This window comes from Pseudonocardia sp. Cha107L01, from assembly GCF_052566575.1.
In genome coordinates, this window is the sequence record NZ_CP199579.1 from 6,014,205 (window position 1) to 6,029,766 (window position 15,562).

General features: G+C 73.5%; 16 protein-coding genes. 11 read left to right on the forward strand and 5 right to left on the reverse strand.

Translation table 11 applies throughout. The features are described 5' to 3' along the window. The first annotated feature begins 92 nt into the window (after positions 1–92). The 6 genes from ACTXG6_RS28165 to ACTXG6_RS28190 all read left to right on the forward strand — a co-directional run bounded on the left by ACTXG6_RS28165 (position 93) and on the right by ACTXG6_RS28190 (position 7,073). Positions 93–1,097, forward strand: a complete 1,005-nt coding sequence (locus ACTXG6_RS28165) for a class I fructose-bisphosphate aldolase (RefSeq protein ID WP_445182410.1) — start codon at positions 93–95, stop codon at positions 1,095–1,097. Positions 1,098–1,176: 79 nt separating this feature from the next. Next, the gene (locus ACTXG6_RS28170; RefSeq protein WP_445182411.1) at positions 1,177–2,010 is read left to right on the forward strand and encodes an esterase/lipase family protein; all 834 of its coding nucleotides are present in this window, start codon (positions 1,177–1,179) and stop codon (positions 2,008–2,010) included. Continuing rightward, complete coding sequence (locus ACTXG6_RS28175; RefSeq protein ID WP_445182412.1) at positions 2,007–3,005, forward strand: alpha/beta fold hydrolase; 999 nt, start codon at positions 2,007–2,009, stop codon at positions 3,003–3,005. Before ACTXG6_RS28170 ends, ACTXG6_RS28175 begins: the two co-directional genes overlap by 4 nt. Then, on the forward strand, positions 3,002–4,441 hold the full coding sequence (locus ACTXG6_RS28180) for a WS/DGAT/MGAT family O-acyltransferase (protein ID WP_445182413.1): 1,440 nt from the start codon (positions 3,002–3,004) through the stop codon (positions 4,439–4,441). The genes ACTXG6_RS28175 and ACTXG6_RS28180 overlap by 4 nt, the downstream gene beginning before the upstream one ends. 576 nt (positions 4,442–5,017) lie before the next feature. Continuing rightward, the gene (locus ACTXG6_RS28185) at positions 5,018–5,710 is read left to right on the forward strand and encodes a TetR/AcrR family transcriptional regulator (protein ID WP_445182414.1); all 693 of its coding nucleotides are present in this window, start codon (positions 5,018–5,020) and stop codon (positions 5,708–5,710) included. A 43-nt stretch (positions 5,711–5,753) separates the two neighbouring features. After that, positions 5,754–7,073, forward strand: coding sequence for a cytochrome P450 (locus tag ACTXG6_RS28190; RefSeq protein ID WP_445182415.1), 1,320 nt, complete (start codon positions 5,754–5,756; stop codon positions 7,071–7,073). Here the strand turns inward: ACTXG6_RS28190 and ACTXG6_RS28195 are convergent. After that, entirely contained in the window at positions 7,025–7,306 is a 282-nt protein-coding gene (locus ACTXG6_RS28195; RefSeq protein WP_445182416.1) for an SDR family NAD(P)-dependent oxidoreductase, read from the reverse strand. The genes ACTXG6_RS28190 and ACTXG6_RS28195 overlap by 49 nt on opposite strands. Positions 7,307–7,332: 26 nt before the next feature. Further along, complete coding sequence (locus tag ACTXG6_RS28200; RefSeq protein WP_445182417.1) at positions 7,333–8,220, reverse strand: SDR family NAD(P)-dependent oxidoreductase; 888 nt, start codon at positions 8,218–8,220, stop codon at positions 7,333–7,335. A 71-nt stretch (positions 8,221–8,291) separates the two neighbouring features. On the opposite strand from ACTXG6_RS28200, the gene ACTXG6_RS28205 reads away from it, so the two are divergent. Then, positions 8,292–9,215 (forward strand): LysR family transcriptional regulator, encoded by a 924-nt coding sequence (locus ACTXG6_RS28205; RefSeq protein ID WP_445182418.1) that lies wholly within the window; start codon positions 8,292–8,294, stop codon positions 9,213–9,215. Positions 9,216–9,245: 30 nt separating this feature from the next. Here ACTXG6_RS28205 and ACTXG6_RS28210 read toward each other — a convergent pair whose 3' ends face one another. After that, positions 9,246–9,989, reverse strand: a complete 744-nt coding sequence (locus tag ACTXG6_RS28210) for an SDR family oxidoreductase (protein WP_445182419.1) — start codon at positions 9,987–9,989, stop codon at positions 9,246–9,248. Between the two features lie 181 nt (positions 9,990–10,170). Between ACTXG6_RS28210 and ACTXG6_RS28215 the strand changes: the two genes are divergently transcribed. From ACTXG6_RS28215 to ACTXG6_RS28225, 3 genes are all read left to right on the forward strand, one after another. Then, positions 10,171–10,968, forward strand: a complete 798-nt coding sequence (locus ACTXG6_RS28215; RefSeq protein WP_445182420.1) for a hypothetical protein — start codon at positions 10,171–10,173, stop codon at positions 10,966–10,968. Positions 10,969–11,062: 94 nt separating this feature from the next. Further along, the gene (locus ACTXG6_RS28220; protein WP_445182421.1) at positions 11,063–11,671 is read left to right on the forward strand and encodes a hypothetical protein; all 609 of its coding nucleotides are present in this window, start codon (positions 11,063–11,065) and stop codon (positions 11,669–11,671) included. Positions 11,672–11,831: 160 nt separating this feature from the next. Then, positions 11,832–12,872 (forward strand): esterase/lipase family protein, encoded by a 1,041-nt coding sequence (locus ACTXG6_RS28225; RefSeq protein ID WP_445182422.1) that lies wholly within the window; start codon positions 11,832–11,834, stop codon positions 12,870–12,872. A gap of 16 nt (positions 12,873–12,888) precedes the next feature. Here ACTXG6_RS28225 and ACTXG6_RS28230 read toward each other — a convergent pair whose 3' ends face one another. Both ACTXG6_RS28230 and ACTXG6_RS28235 read right to left on the reverse strand, forming a co-directional pair. Further along, positions 12,889–13,419: a hypothetical protein gene (locus ACTXG6_RS28230; protein WP_445182423.1), complete on the reverse strand. Its 531-nt coding sequence runs from the start codon at positions 13,417–13,419 to the stop codon at positions 12,889–12,891. Beyond that, positions 13,416–14,600, reverse strand: coding sequence for a lysylphosphatidylglycerol synthase transmembrane domain-containing protein (locus tag ACTXG6_RS28235; protein WP_445182424.1), 1,185 nt, complete (start codon positions 14,598–14,600; stop codon positions 13,416–13,418). Before ACTXG6_RS28235 ends, ACTXG6_RS28230 begins: the two co-directional genes overlap by 4 nt. Before the next feature lie 230 nt (positions 14,601–14,830). Between ACTXG6_RS28235 and ACTXG6_RS28240 the strand changes: the two genes are divergently transcribed. Continuing rightward, entirely contained in the window at positions 14,831–15,412 is a 582-nt protein-coding gene (locus ACTXG6_RS28240; protein ID WP_445182425.1) for a DUF3558 family protein, read from the forward strand. Positions 15,413–15,562: the final 150 nt, after the last annotated feature.

Genomic DNA, 15,562 nt, shown 5'->3' on the forward strand with positions numbered 1-15,562 from the left:
GGTCGGCCAGGCTGAGAGATTCGGCGGCCGGGCAGCCGGCGTCCATCGGGGGGCGTCCAGCGGAACCGGCCGGCGGGAGAGGTGTCGCGACCATGGAGGATCTGCACCGCCGAGCGCGCCGCTTGTTCGCCTTCCGCCGGGGCATTCTCGGCCTGGATTCCGCGCCCGCCTGCCTGACCGCCCGGTTCCGGGTGGCCTCGATCCGCCCGTCGGTGCGCGCCACCGATGGTTATCTCGCCATGCTGCTCGGCACCGCCGACCTCGCCGACGCGACCAGCGGCGTCGTGCTGCACCCGGAGACGTTCGAGCGGCTCGCCTGCCGTGCGCAGCGGACCGCCGCACTGCTCGGCGACGCCGGCATCCTGGTCGGGGTCCGCGCGGACACCGGATCCGAGCCGCTGTCCTCGGACGGCCGCGAGCTGGTCACCTCCGGGGTGGACGGGCTGGCCGCGCGGCTGGGCCGGATGGCCGAGCTGGGCGCCACCTTCGCGGTCTGGAGCACGGTGACCAGCATCGACCCCGACGCGCTGCGGATGGTCACCGCGAACAGCCAGGCCGCCGCCCGGTTCGGCTACCTCTGCCAGGACCTCGGCCTCGTCCCGGTGATCCGGGTCGGCACCCGGATGACCGGGGGCGCCGCCGCCGCGCTGACCGGCGGCCTGTTCTGCCCCAGGGACGCGTCGGTGGCGGCCGCGCTGCTGAGCGTCTGCGGGCACCTCGAGGACTTCGGCGTCGACCTGGGCGCGGTGGTGATCAGCACCGATCCGGGGACCGCCAGCCCGCACCCGCTCGCCGGCAGCCCGTTGGCCGCGCTGCCCGACGGGCTCGGCGGGGTGGCGCTGACCGGCGGCTGGCCCTCGCCCGCGGCAGCCGCCGACGCGGTGGCCCGGGTGTGCCTGGCCGAGCCACCGTGGCCGGTCACCTTCTACCTCGGCCGGCAGCTGACCCAGCCCGCGCTCGCCGCCTGGGGCGGCCGCGCGGCGTCGGTCCCGGCCGGGCAGCGGGTGCTGCGCGCCGGACTGTCCACCGCGTCCGCCGCCCTGTGCGCCGCCGAAGTGGTGGACAGCCCGGCGCTCGCCGCCCGCACCACCCCGTAACCACCGGCCGCTCTGACCGGCCCCCGGGGTGCGCAACGAACTCTGGGTACTGGCCTGGATCACCGCATAGAGTGGCCGGATGCACCTCACCGGCGAGGCCGACCTGGCGGCTGGCCCCACCTCGGCCCCCAGCGGTCGGGCCCGGCTCCGCAGCGGGACGCGGCGCTCCCCCTCGCTCGCGCTGTTCGTCACCGAGCCGGCGCGGGGCGCGCTGGAGTACGCCACGCTGCCGCTGGCCCGACCATGGCTCGCGCTGGCCCCGCGCGGCGACGGCCACGGCGTGCTGGTGCTGCCCGGCCTGATGGCGGACGACGCCAGCACCCGACCGCTGCGGGCCTACCTGCGCAGACTCGGCTACTACAGCCGCGGCTGGCGACTGGGCCGCAACGTCGGGCCGACCGAGCAGGTGCTGGACGGGCTGCCCCGGGCACTGCACGCACTGGCGGAGCGCACCGGCGGCCCGGTGTCCGTCATCGGCTGGAGCCTCGGCGGGATCTTCGCCAGGGAGCTGGGCCGCGACCACCCGGACCAGGTCCGCCAGGTGATCACGCTGGGCAGCCCGTTCACGCTCGTCGACCCGCGCCAGAGCAGGGCCGACCGGACCTTCCGCCGCCGCGACCACCTGCATGCCCCGCCGGCCCGGCTGCCGTCCCGGGAGCGGATACGCCAACCGATCCCGGTGCGCTCCACCGCCGTCTACTCCCGGTTCGACGGCATCGTGTCCTGGCGGGCCTGCGTGGAGCCGACCAGCGACCTTCATCAGAACGTCGCGGTCCGCTGCAGTCATCTCGGCTTCGGCGTCGACCCGGCCACCTTCTGGCTGACCGCGGACCGGCTGGCCCAACCGGCGGGGCAGGGGCGGCCGTTCGAGCCACCGCGCTGGTTGCGCACCCTGTACCCGGTGGCCCGGTGACCGCCCGGCCGGCCGGCGCGCTGGACACCCGCGAGTCGCCGTGGTCGTTCAGTGCGCCGTGGGGCACCCGGGGCTGGATCACCGACCTGGACGGACCGGTGCACTGGATCGAGTTCGGCGCGCCGGCCTCGAACGGGCACGACAACGGGCGCCGCGCCGCGCCGCCGGTCGTCTTCGTGCACGGCCTCGGCGGCTCGCACCTGAACTGGGTCACGATCGGGCCGGCGTTGGCCGCCGACCGCCGCGCGGTGGCGCTGGACCTGCGCGGCTTCGGGCTGACCCCGGGCACCCGGCGGACCTCCACGGTCACCGCGAACGTCGGGCTGCTCGACCGGTTCCTCCGCGAGGTCATCGGCACCCCGGCGGTGCTGGTCGGCAACTCGATGGGCGGACTGATCTCGATCCTGCAGAGCCAGGCCAACCCGGACACGGTCGCCGGCGCGGTACTGCTCGACCCGGCGTTGCCACAGCTCGGCCAACGCCCGGACCCGATGGTCATCGGCCAGTTCCTGACCTACGCGATGCCCGGAGCCGGTGAGCTGTTCCTGCGGGCCAGCAACTCGCGGGTCTCACCGGAACAGTCCGTGCGCCGGGTGCTCGATCTCTGCTTCGCCGACCCGAGCCGGGCAGCAGAGCCGCTGGTCGATGCCCTGGTCGCACTCGCCCGGGCGCGCCGCCACCTGACCGGCGCCGAGGCGGCGTTCCTCGGCGCGGCCCGCTCCACCATCCGCGCGGTCGCCAACCCGCGCCGCTACCAGGCCGTCATGGCCGGCGTCCGGGCTCCGGTGCTGCTGATCCAGGGCGAGCTCGACCGGCTGGTGTCCCTTGCCTCGGCACGCACGGCCGCCGCGGCCAACCCCGGTTGGCAGACCTGCTACCTGCCCGGCGTCGGGCACACCCCCCAGCTCGAGGTTCCCGAGCTGGTCGTCGACGCCGTCGGCGCCTGGCTGTCCCACCACCCGGCGCTGCGCGCCGGTCGAGGAGTCGCGTCATGAACCAGCTCAGCGGACTCGACGCCGCCTTCCTCGCGCTGGAGACCGCGACCTCGACCGGCCATGTCGGCGGCGTCTGCGTGCTGGACCCTTCCGACGCGCCGAAACCGCTGGACCTCGCCCTGCTCACCGAGCTGTTCGCCCAGCGCCTCGACCTGGTGCCGGTGCTGCGCCAGAAGCTGCTGGAGGTACCGCTCGGGCTGGACCAGCCGTACTGGGTCGACGACCCGGACTTCGACCTCGAGTACCACATCCGCGAGCTCGCGCTACCCCAGCCGGGCTCGGATGCGCAGCTCGGCGAGCAGATCGCCCGACTGCACGCGCGCCCGCTGGACCGCGCCCGCCCACTCTGGGAGATCTACCTGATCACCGGCCTGACCGGCGGGCGGGTCGTGGTCTACACGAAGATCCACCACGCGGCCATCGACGGCCGTTCCGGTGCCGAGCTGCTGACCGTCCTGCTCGACCTGTCCCCCGGCGGGCGCGAGCTGCCCGCGCCGAAACCGTTCCGGGCGGGCGCCGCACCGGCCCGGTTCGCCCTCGCCGCCCGCGCGGCGGCCCGGCTGGTGTGGCGGCCGGTGGAGACCGTGCGACTGACCACCGGGCTGATCCGCGCGGTCCCGACACTGGCGCCGGCGATCACCCCGCTGGTCGGTGGGCTGCTCGGGCTCAACCGGGGCGACGGTGACGTCATCCGCACGCCGGCCGGGGTGGCCCCCGCGACGCCGTTCAACAAGCCGATCACGCCGCACCGCCGGGTCGCCTTCCGCAGCGTGGACCTGGGCGTCGTCAAGGCGGTGAAGAACGCCTTCGGGGTGTCGGTGAACGACGTCGTGATGGCCATGTGCGCGGGTGCGCTGCGCCGGTGGTTGACCGAGCACGACGCCCTGCCGTCCGCCCCGCTGGTCTCGATGATCCCGGTCTCGGTGCGCGACGAGGCCAGCAAGGGCGCGCTCGGCAACCGGGTCTCGGCGATGTTGGCGATGCTGCCCACCCACATCGACGACCCGGAGCACCGGCTCACCCTGGTCCACGAGGCCACCAAGCTGGCGAAGTCGCAACAGGCCGCGATCCCGCAGGGCCTGGTCGACGACATCTCCGACTTCGCCCCGCCGGCGCTGGTCGCCCGGGCGGCCCGGGTGGTGTTCGCCACCGGGCTGCTGCACCGGCTGCCGGCGTTCAACCTCTGCATCTCCAACGTCCCCGGCCCGAACGTCCCGGTGTACCTCGGCGGCGCCAAGCTGCTCGCCCAGTACCCGGTCTCGGTGATCACCGACGGCCAGGGCCTCAACATCACGCTGGTCGGCTACCTCGGCCAGCTGCACTTCGGTCTCATCGCGTGCCGGGAACTGGTGCCGGACGTCGACGCACTGGCCGGTTACCTGGTCGACGAGCTGGACCTGCTAGGGAAGATCGCCGCCGGGCGCGCGAAGCCCTGACCCAACCCCGCTCCAGCACGCCGCACCCGGCACTCCGCACCCGGCACTCCGCTCGCACTCCGCACCCGGCACTCCGCCCGCACTCCGCACCCGGCACTCCGCCCGCACACCGCCCGCCCCGAACCACCAGAGCGCACGGGCTCGACCCGATGCTCCCCTACCGGACTCGTGTTACCGAGCTGCACACTAGGCAGGTTCTGACGGCCCGCGACCGGCCTCTTGTGCAGCTCGGTAGCAACAGGCGGGTGCAGCTCGTTAACCACAAGCCGCCTCTCGGCCCCGGCCATTCCGCTCCGGAGCACGCCGTTCTCGCACAGCGCAGAGCTCCCGCCAGCAACCCAGGTAACCCACTGCGAACCACGCGATACCGCACACCCTCTCCGTTCGCCGCGCATCTCCTGCAGCGGGTGTGCGACACCGGAAGAGGGTGTGCGGTGCTCAGGCCGGCGCGGCCGCAACGAAGGGGCGCCATCAGCCCGCACTCGGACGGCCTTCAACGCGCGTCCCCGCCAACACTATTGAACTTGCGGTCAGTAGGCTATTGACCGGGTGTTCAATACGACCTAACCTGCAGTCGTGGCGAGGCAGCGGCTCAGTGTCGATCACCGGCGGGAACACCTGCTGCGCACCGGCCTGCAGGTGCTCGGCGCGCACGGGGGCAACCCGCCGGTCGGTGAGATCGCGCGCGCCGCGGGGGTGTCCAAAGGGCTGCTCTACCACTACTTCCCGGACAAGGAAGACTTCCTGGTCGAGGTGGTGCGGTCCGCCGCGGCCGAGATCACCGCGGCCACCGCGACCACGCCGACCAGCTCGGTCGCCGAGCAGATCGAGCAGGCTGTCGACGGGTTCCTCGACTACGCCGAGGCGCACTCGGCGGGCCTGCGGGTGATCTTCGGGCACAAGTACCGCAGCACCGAGGTGATGCGGGTGGTCAGCGAGCAGCGCGCCGCGCGGGTCGACCGGGTCGTCGAACAGGTCGCCGGTGCCCGGCCGGGCCGCGCTGACGTCATCCGGGCCTCGGTGGCGCTGCACACGGCGTTGGACGGCGCGGTGTCCTTCATGGAGACGGCCACCCTGCGCTGGCTCGAGGACGGCGTCCTCGGCCGCCCGGCGATGCGGACGCTGCTGATGGGCGCACTGGGCTCGGCGCTCGCGCTGGCCGCCCAGATCGACCCGGAGCTGCGGCTGGACCTGACCGAGCCCGGTGCTGCGCCGCAGCAGTCACCCGAGCAGTCACCGCAGCAGTCACCGGACGAGAACACGTCATGAGCAACGCGGTGCCCCGGCGCCGGGAGAACACGGGAGGTGCCCGATGACAGCACGCGTGATGGCCAGGTGGGCGGCGACGCAGGGGTTGCTGCGGTTCGGGCTGAACCGGCAGGCCCGCCGGGGCAACCTGGACGCCCGGCTCATGGTCGACCCGGCACTGCAGGCCGACCCGTTCCCCTACTACGAACAGCTGCGCGCGGAGTACCCGCTGTCCAAGGGCAGTTTCGCCTGGGCGACGGTGCACCACGACGTGTGCACCGAGGTGCTGCGCGGCGAGGACTTCGGGGTGGCCCGCCCGGACCTGATCCTGCCGGCGCCGGCCCGCGCGGTGCTCAAGGTCGTCGGCGCGCGCACCTCGCCCGGCCCGATCGACCCGCCGTCCATGCTCGCGGTGGACCCGCCGGACCACACCCGCTACCGCAAGCTGGTCAGCCGGGTGTTCACCGCGAAGGCGGTCGCCGGGCTGCGCGAGCGCACCGTGGAGGTGGCCGACCAGCTGCTCGATGAGCTGGCCGCCGCCGACCGGGGCGACCCGGTCGACCTGGTGGACCGCTACGCCAGCCTGCTCCCGGTCACGGTGATCTCGGAGATCCTCGGCGTGCCGATGTCCATGCGCGAGCAGTTCCTGGAGTGGGGCGACGGCGCGGCCGCGTCGCTGGACCTCGGACTGTCCTGGTCCCGGTTCCGGCGCAGCGAGCAGAACCTGGACGCACTGCACGAGTGGTTCCTCGGTCACTTCCAGCGGCTGCGCGCCAACCCGGGCGAGGACATCCTCTCCCAGCTGGTCGCGCTGGTGGACGAGGACGGCGGCCGGCTGTCCGAGCCGGAGCTGTCCGCGACCGCGCTGCTGCTGCTCGGCGCCGGCTTCGAGACCACGGTGAACCTGATCGGCAACGGTGCCGCGCTGCTGTTCGACCACCCCGAGCAGCGCGGCGAGCTGGCGGACGATCCGTCGCTCTGGCCGAACGCGGTCGACGAGGTGCTCCGCTTCGAATCGCCGGTGCAACGCACCGCCCGGCGGGCCCGGCGCGACACCGAGCTGCACGGCGTGCGGGTCGCCCAGGGCTCGGTCGTGGTCACCATGCTCGGCGGCGCGAACCGTGACCCGCGCAGGTTCGACAACCCGAACCGCTTCGACATCCACCGGGCCAACGCCCGCGAGCACGTCGCGTTCTCCAGCGGCCTGCACTTCTGTCTGGGCGCCGCGCTGGCCCGGATGGAGGGCGAGGTCGCGCTGCGGCGGCTCTTCGAACGCTTCCCGCACCTCACCCCGGCCGGCCAGCCGCACCGCCGCCCCACCCGGGTACTGCGTGGCTACGACGCGATGCCGGTACTGGTCGGCTCGCATGCGGTGGCCCGCTGACTCGGGCGGCGGTGCGTGGTCGCGGTGATGTCCTTGACGGTGCGCTCGCCCGCGGCGGCGTCACGCACCGCCAGGGTGACCTCGGCACCGGCGCCGGCCAGCGCCCGCGCCGTCTCGACGCCGATGCCGGACGCGCCGCCGGTGACCACCGCGCGGCGGCCGGTCAGGTCGACGCCGGCCGCGACCTCGGCGGCGGTGCTGGCGAAGCCGAATGGGGTCTTGATGAGTCTCACGGTGTGAACTCCTAGGTAGTCAGGGACTACTGGGTGAGCGATTGGTCCAGGTAGCGGGACGGCGATCCCCCGTGCCAGGGCAGCACGTCGCCGAACCGGACGAGCTCGCCGTAGGTCGCCGGGTCGACCCGGGGGGACAGCGCCAGCTCGAGCACCGCCCGAGCGGCCTGCGCCGGCGTCTGCGCCTGGCTGAAGTCGTCGAACCACGGCCGCGACGCCCGCGTGTCCACGAGCCCCGGGCAGACCGACGCGACCAGGGTGCCGTCGGCCAGGTCGCTCGCCCGCCGCTGTGCCGCGACCGCCCGCACCGCGGCGACCTGGGCCACCTTGGACGGCACGTTGATCCAGCGCGGCCACCCCAGGTCCTCGGCCGTGCCGGCGTGGATGGCGGTGCGCCAGGACTCCACCGCCTGTTCGGCGCCCTCGAGGGTGACACCGTCGAACAGGGGGTGCAGGCGAGGGTCGAGGTGACCGAGGGGGCCCAGGGAGCTGGCCACCACGAGCAGGCGGCCGCCGGGGCGCAGCACCGGGGCGAACGAGCGCAGCATCGCGTGGGTGCCGCCGTTGGCGACGTCGATGAACTCGTCGGCCTGCTCGGACTGCGGCCGGTCCGGCGCGAGCGGGGCGACCGCGTTGGACACCACGATGTCCACCCCGCCGTGGCGCTCCCCGAGCTCGCCGGCCAGCCGGGCCACCGCGCCGGCGTCGGTGACGTCGAGTACCCGGCCCGCTACCCGGCTCCGCGTGCCCGGGGCCGCGGCGACGAGCGCGGCGGCGTCCGCGACCCGCTGGGCGTTGCGCCCGGTGAGCAGGACCAGGTCCTCCGACCCCAGCCGCGCCGCCAGACCCTCGACGAGGGCGAGGCCGATGCCCTGGTTGGCCCCGGTGACCATGGCGATCCGTACAGCTGTCATGACAACCACGCTAAGAACGCACGAGTCATGCGTCCAACGAGAGTTGATCATACCTGGTATGCGTAATAGGCATGGACTTCCACGACGTCTCGCTGGTCGCGTTGCGCGTGTTCCGGGAGGTGGCCGAGCGCGGCACGCTCACCGCGGCGGCGGCGGCGCTGGGCTACACCCAGTCCGCGGTCTCCCGGCAGATCGCCGCGCTCGAGCGGGCCGCGCACGCACCGCTGCTGGAGCGGCGCCGCGACGGGGTACGGCTGACCGCCGCCGGGCAGATCGTGCTGCGGCGGGCGGCGGCGGTGCTCGAACAGATCGACGCCACGGCGCGCGAGCTCGACGGGCTGCCGGCCGAGGGCGGGGCGGTGCGCCTGGGCTGGTTCGCCAGTGCCGGCGCCGTCCTGGTGCCCAGGGCCATCGCCGCGCTGCGTCGCACCCACCCGGCCATCACGGTCAGCACCCGGGAGGGCAGCACGCCCGCGCTGGTCCGCGCGCTACGGGCCGGCAGCCTGGACCTCGCACTGTTGGCCTCGGCGCCGCCGTTCCGTCCCTTCGACGCCGAGTCCCCGCCGCTGGCGCTGCGGACGCTCACCGAGCGCACCCTGTGCCTCGCGGTGCCCGCCTCCCACCCGCTCGCCAGGGGCGACTCCGTCGACGTGGCCGACCTGCGCGGGCAGCGCTGGATCGCCAGCCCGTCCACCGGCGAGGACAAGCGGATGGGTGTCTGGCCCGGGTTGGACGAGCGGCCCGAGATCGCGCACACCGTCCGCGACTGGCTGGCCAAGCTGAACCTCGTGGCCGCCGGCTGCGGGCTGACCACCGTGCCCGCCTCACTCGTGTCCGCCGTGCCCCCGGGCGTGCGGATCCTGGCGGTCCGGGGCGGCCCGGTGGAACAGCGGCGCGTCGTCCTGGCGCGGCTCCCGCACCCGCTGCCGGAGTCGGCCGCGCACCTCGCCGACGCCCTGCACGCCGCGGCGCTCGACGTGGCCACGCCGCTGTAGCCCCCAGCTGGTCGGACGAACCGGCGGGAGCTAACCCCGGGCGAGCCAGGGCATCGTGGTCGCCGCGATGGTCAGGAACTGCACGTTCGCGTCCAGCGGCAGCCCGGCCATGAACAACACGGCCTCGGCGACGTGGCGGACGTCGAAGGTCGGCTCGGGCCGCACGCTGCCGTCGGCCTGCCGCGCCCCCTGCGAGATGCCGGCCGTCATCTCGGTGGCGGCGTTGCCGATGTCGATCTGACCGCAGGCGATGTCGAACGGCCGCCCGTCCAGCGACAGCGTCTTGGTAAGCCCGGTGATCGCGTGCTTGGTCGAGGTGTACCCGGCGGAGCCGGGACGCGGCGCGTGCGCGGAGATCGAGCCGTTGTTGATGATGCGCCCACCGCCCGGTTCCTGGTGCCGCATCAGGGTGAACGCCTCCCGCGCGCACAGGAACGACCCGGTCAGGTTGACCTCGACGCAGGCCCGCCAGTCCTCGACGGATACCTCGTCGATGGTGCCGGCCGGCCCGAACGTGCCGGCGTTGTTGAACAGCACGTCGAGCCGGCCCCAGCGGTCCCGGACCGTTGTGAACAGCGCCGCCACCGACTCCGCGTCCGCCACGTCGGTGACGACCGCGAGCGCACCGGCACGGTCGGCCGCGGTGGCCAGCAGCGGCTCCTCCCGACGCCCGGCCAGGGCTACCCGGTACCCCGCGTCCAGCAACGCGTGGGCCACCGCGCGGCCGATGCCAGAACCCGCGCCGGTGACGATCGCGGTCCGGGAGTTGCTCATCATGTGCACCTCGGTTGAGCCAGCAGTGATCCGACGTGATCCGCGTCGAACATATAGAACCCCCGCCGCCCTGATCCGCTCACCCGGTCGAGTGGCTCACCATTAACCAATCGTCGTTATATTTAGCCGGTGTCGGGCGCTGGTGCCCGCCACCGGAGCGATACGGGATGGGGCGACGACCATGAACGGAAGGGTTGCGCGGCTGTGCGCCTGGAGCGGCATCGGCATGGTGGTGTTCTGGATGGTCGGGTTCTGGTTCTTCGCCGGGTTCGTGCCGCCGCCCTCGCCGGCGGCCACCGCGCAGGAGATCACCCGGCTCTACCTGGCCCACCCGAACTCGATCCGCTTCGGACTGCTCCTGACCATGGTCGGTTCCGCCCTGCTGGCCCCGTACTGCGCGCTGATCTCGGTGCAGCTCAGGCGTGTCGAGGGCGAGCGCGCCCTGCTGGCGAACACCCAGCTCATCCTGGGCGCCACCCTGATCCTGGAGTTCATCTTCCCGGTCATGGCGCTGGAGGCCGCGCTGTTCCGGCCGGACCGGCCGGAGGCGGCGATCCAGACCGTGAGCGACATCGTCTGGATCACCTTCGTCGGCACCGTCTCCACCGCGGTGCTGCAGCTCATCGTGATCGGCATCGGCATGCTGCAGGACCAGCGCACCGAGCCGATCTTCCCCAGGTGGGGCGGCTACCTCAACATCTGGATCGGCCTGATCTTCGCCTGCGGCGGGCTCTGCGTGTTCTTCAAGACCGGGCCCTTCGCCTGGAACGGCATCTTCGCGTTCTGGGTGCCGCTGTCCGTCTTCGGCATCTGGATCGCCTCGATGACCTACCTGCTGCTCAAGGCTGTCGCGGGGGACGAGGCAGCCGGGCCGCCCGGCGGCGCGCTCGATACCCGCGAGCAGGTCGAGCTGCTGACCGTCCAGCTCGGGGACCTGCGCCGGCAACTGGGCCTGGACACCCCAGCTCCGGCCGAATGACTGACAGGGGGCCCGGCGGAGGGCGGTTCGACCACCGGCAGCATCGCCCGGGCCGTAGCAACCCACTGGCGGCAGCCACTGGCAGAGTGGCGCGATGCGTTGGATCCGCGCCGTGGCGGTTGCCCTGCCGGGGTTGGTGCTCGCCGGCATCGGTCTGACCCACCCCTCGGTTCTCACGCCGGCTACCGCGCACCACTGGTGGAGCATGCACATCGTCCTGCTGCCGCTGTTCCCGCTGCTGGCGGTGACCTTCTGGGCGCTGCTGCACGGGGATCGCACGCCGCTGGCGTGGCTGGCGCGGATCGCGGGGTACGGGTACGCGGCCTTCTACACCGCGCTCGATGTGCTGGCCGGGATCGCCGCCGGTCTGGTGGTCGAGCACGACGGCCGGACCGGCGAGAACACGGCCCGGCTGATCGGCGTCGGTGACCAGCTCGGACTGGTCGGCTCGTGGTGCTTCCTGGTCGCCGCCGGGCTCACCACGGCCGCCCTCGCGCTGCGCGGCGGGGTGTGGGCGCTGCCCGGCGGTCTACTCGTCCTGGTCTCCGGATGGCTGTTCCTGGAGCACCACATATTCGCGCCCTACGGGGTGCTCGGGCAGGTCGGCATTTCGGTGGGTACCGCCCTGTTGGCGCTGGCCACCGTGCCGCCCGGAAGGCACCGAGCCGCCGCGCACAGCCTCCAGCCCGAGCGCGCGACCTGAACCCTTGCCGTAACCCTGACGACTCCCCCGCGCCGCCGCGGTCTGGCAGGCTAGGCACATCGAACGCAGCGAGGTCCGGGGCGTCGCGCGGCTGACGGCGGATGCCGTCGGTCTGATCGCCACACCCATCCAGCAGACCCAGCGCGCCCTGTCCCGTCGGGTGTTCGACGCGGTCGGACCGGTCGCCGACCCGGTGCGGGCGCTGCACGACGCGGTCACCACGACGAGCTACGCCGCGGTGCGCGGGGTGGCCGGGCTGACCGGCGCCGCGGTGGCCGTCGGCGTGCGACTGGCGAACCGACCCGAACCGCGCCGGCTGGACCGGAGCGTATGGGGCTCGGCCGCCGTGGCCGGCGTGAACGGCATCCTCGGCACCAGGATCGCCGAGTCGAACCATGACCTCGACCTGGGCATGACGCTGCGCCTCGCCGGTCGGGACCTACCGGTGGAGGCCGAGGCGCTGGCCGCCGCCTACCCCGCCGCCGGTCCGCACCTGGTGCTGCTGCTGCCCGGACTGTGCGAGACCGAGCACGCCTGGCGGTACCGCCGTTCCCGGGACACCCCCGCCGACCCGGACTACGGGCAGCGGCTGGCCGCCGATCTCGGCGCAAGCCCGCTCTACCTGCGCTACAACACCGGGCTGCCGCTGGCCACCAACGGGGAACGGCTGAGCCGGCTGCTGGGCGAGGTGCTGGCCGCCTGGCCGGTCCCGGTGCGGCGCATCGATCTGATCGGCCACTCGATGGGCGGGCTGGTGGTGCGGCACGCCTGTCTGAGCGGCGTGGAGGCCGGGTCGACCTGGCCGGACCTGGTGTCGAACGTGGTCTACCTGGGCAGCCCGCACACCGGCGCGTCGCTGGCCAGAGGGGCCGGTGTGCTGGCTGACCTGCTCAGCAGGCGACCGGCCAGCCGAGGCTGGGGCGAACTCATCGACCTACCCGGCTCCGGGGTGTACGACCTGCGGCTCGGCGTCCCGAGCACGCTCGCCCCGCTCCCGGGCGCCGCGCACCATTCGGTCATCGCCGAGCTCATCGCGTCCGAGCACAACGTGGTCGGTCGTTTCCTCGGCGATCTGTTGGTCTCCCGGGGCAGCGGCCGGATGAGCGTCGGCGACAGCGTACGGATCGCCCCGGCACACCATTTCGACCTGCTCAACCACCCCGAGGTCTACCGCGCGCTGCACACCTGGCTGAGCACCTGACCCAGCCGGGGAGCGGTCAGAAGTGCCACCACGACCGGGAGGCCGAGGCCGGCAGGGTGTCGGTCACCAGCACCCGGTCCACCGCGGGATGGCGCACCTTCACCACGATGAGCGCGTACTGCCCCCCGTGCGCCGGCGGCAGGGCCGACGGGATCGACCCGGCCGGGTAGTTGCCCCGGTAGACGATCAGGCACGCCTTCGGCAGCGGCGGCCCGGCCTGGTTCTGGGACGGATTGGGTGGTTTGGGGGGTTTGGGTGACGCCGGCGACTTGCTGGCCGGGGCGGGCGGGACGTCCGCACCCGCCTCACGGGTGATGTCATCGACGTCCGACCGGTCCACCGGCCGGACCACGGTGAGCGTGCCCTGCCCGTGCACGACGTCGCGGGCCATCGGCAGTACGGCGGCACAGCGGGCGACATCGCTGTGCGCGGATGCGCCTCCGCCGGGCGCGGCGCAGCCGGTCAGCACGAACGCGACCAGCACAGCCAACAGCGCTATCGGCGCGAACCCGGTCGCGCCGCACGACCGCTCACCCGAGCTTTTCATCGCGGGTCTCCCTGCATGACCGGCGCGGCGGCCGGCGGCACCGCCCGGTCCGGGGGGACCAGCGCGCGCAGTACCAGCCAGGCGACTCCACCGAGCGGGATGCACGCCCAGTATGCGATCAGCCGGTACAGCAGCACAGCGGCCAAGGTGATGGATGCGGCGCCGCCGAACGCGACCAGCGCCAGCGTCAGGCTGCCCTCGACCACGCCTATCCCGCCGGGGGTCACCGGCAACGCGCCCGCGATCTGGCCCGCGCAGTAGGCGAGCAGCAGACCGGCCCACGGCGGCACGGCCCCCACCGCCGCATAGGCGATCCCGAGCACCGCGATGTCACAGGACCAGCTGACCAGCATCAGGCCGAACGCGATCGCCCCGCTGCGGGCCGGCAGCCGAATCGTCCGGAGCTCGTCCACCCGGTGGTGCAACCACGCGGCGACCCGGGTCGGAGCGCTGCTCGGCCGACCCGCCTCGGCCCGGGCGGCCCGCCGACGCCCGGCCGATGCCCGGACCGGGGCGGTCAGCGCGCGAGCCGACCGGATCAGCCCGGCGAGCGGCCGCGCCACCAGCGCGGCCGTCCGCTTGCGGTGGGCCAGTGCGTAGCCGAGCCCGACCAGCAACAGGGCGGCCAGCAGCCCGACGCTGAGCGACTGAAGCCCGGGTACCGGGTCGGCGTCGCCCGCGACCTGCACCGCCACGACGGTCAGCAGTGCCACCGCGCCGACGTACTGCACGGTGGAGACGGCGTACATCCAGGCTGCCACGGTGGGATCCACGCCGCGGCGGCGCAGCAGTCCGAACACCACCACGCCGGAGGCGGCGAACCCGAGCGGCAGGCAGTAGGCGGCGGCGTCACCGGCCAGCATGCCGGCGCCCAACGCCACCGGCCCCGGCATCGAAGCGGCCGACGAGGGCCGGTCGACCAAGGAGGCCTCCCGGTACGCAATGCCGCGACGCAGCACGACGTACTGGGCACCGCCGCGCAGCAGGTAGGAGACGGCCTCGGCGACCAGCGCCACCGCCACCCACCACCATTGCAGGTGGGTCAGCGTATCCGCCGCGGCCAGGACCTCGTCGCTGCTGTTGTACAGCACCTCGCCGGCCAGCGCGGCCGCCGCCAGGGCGAGCGCGACCAGCAACCACCGGCGCCGACGCGAGCCGCCGGACCGACTGGTCCCAGTCACCAGATCGACCTGGGCCATGCCCGGTGCCCCCCGCCCACGACTGCCCATCCCCCGACCATTGTGCTCGATCCGCTTCGGCGCCCCGCCGTGGCCGGGGGCGAGGGGATGTCCAAGGCAGCGGCTGATCCCGTTCCTGAGAGCGTCGGGGCCGCGAACACCGACCTCACACACCGGCGGGGACGCTGGGGGTCGCCGACTTCCCGGCTCCGGACCGCACCCCAGAGGCCACCGTGACGAACCCGCCTCGAGCACGGACCTACCTCGGTCGCGCGGCGCTGCTCCTCGCGGTGGCGAGCGCCGCCGGTTGCGCGACTCCCACACCGGCGCGGCTGTCCCCGCCGATCACGCTGGACCAGCTCGACGTCAGCCAGTACAGCGGTGCCCCGTGCACGCTGCTGCGGCCGGACCGGGCGGCGCGACGGCACCTCGTGCCACCGGGCAGGCCGGTCACCGATGCCGCCACCGGCGGTCCGGGCTGCCAGTGGGCACCCGCCGGCCCCAGCTACCCCGCGATCACCGCCGGCGCATCGACGACCGAGGGTCTGGAGGAGGTCTACCGGGGGCGGGCCGGCTACTCCTACTTCGCGCCGACCGACATCGCCCACTATCCGGCGGCGGAACTGAGTACCGCCCCGGGTGGTCCGCACGCGGGACGGTGCACCGTGCGGATCGGGGTCGCCGACGGCGCGACCATCTCGGTCACCGCCGCCTATCCACCGTCCAGCGGCTCCCCGTTCGCGGCCGATCCGTGTGGCGACGCCGACACGCTAGCCACCGAGGTCATGGGGCAGCTACTCGCCGCGAGTCCGTAGGAGGGTCCTGAATGATGCCGCTCGTCGCGAGCGGTGATCCTTGGATGGCTCGCAAGGCTTGTGTCGTTCTCGGAGTGGCCGATACCGCTGTTGTATCGGCCGCGACGACAACGCCGCGAGGCGCCGACTGGGCGCCGCGCAGCAGAGCAT

Bases quoted from the DNA above. Each gene is read 5' to 3' on its own strand.
- ACTXG6_RS28165 (WP_445182410.1), top strand. From the start codon at position 93: ATGGAGGATCTGCACCGCCGAGCGCGCCGCTTGTTCGCCTTCCGCCGG.
- ACTXG6_RS28170 (WP_445182411.1), top strand. From the start codon at position 1,177: ATGCACCTCACCGGCGAGGCCGACCTGGCGGCTGGCCCCACCTCGGCC.
- ACTXG6_RS28180 (WP_445182413.1), top strand. From the start codon at position 3,002: ATGAACCAGCTCAGCGGACTCGACGCCGCCTTCCTCGCGCTGGAGACC.
- ACTXG6_RS28190 (WP_445182415.1), top strand. From the start codon at position 5,754: ATGACAGCACGCGTGATGGCCAGGTGGGCGGCGACGCAGGGGTTGCTG.
- ACTXG6_RS28200 (WP_445182417.1), bottom strand. From the start codon at position 8,220: ATGACAGCTGTACGGATCGCCATGGTCACCGGGGCCAACCAGGGCATC.
- ACTXG6_RS28205 (WP_445182418.1), top strand. From the start codon at position 8,292: ATGGACTTCCACGACGTCTCGCTGGTCGCGTTGCGCGTGTTCCGGGAG.
- ACTXG6_RS28210 (WP_445182419.1), bottom strand. From the start codon at position 9,989: ATGAGCAACTCCCGGACCGCGATCGTCACCGGCGCGGGTTCTGGCATC.
- ACTXG6_RS28215 (WP_445182420.1), top strand. From the start codon at position 10,171: ATGAACGGAAGGGTTGCGCGGCTGTGCGCCTGGAGCGGCATCGGCATG.
- ACTXG6_RS28220 (WP_445182421.1), top strand. From the start codon at position 11,063: ATGCGTTGGATCCGCGCCGTGGCGGTTGCCCTGCCGGGGTTGGTGCTC.
- ACTXG6_RS28230 (WP_445182423.1), bottom strand. From the start codon at position 13,419: ATGAAAAGCTCGGGTGAGCGGTCGTGCGGCGCGACCGGGTTCGCGCCG.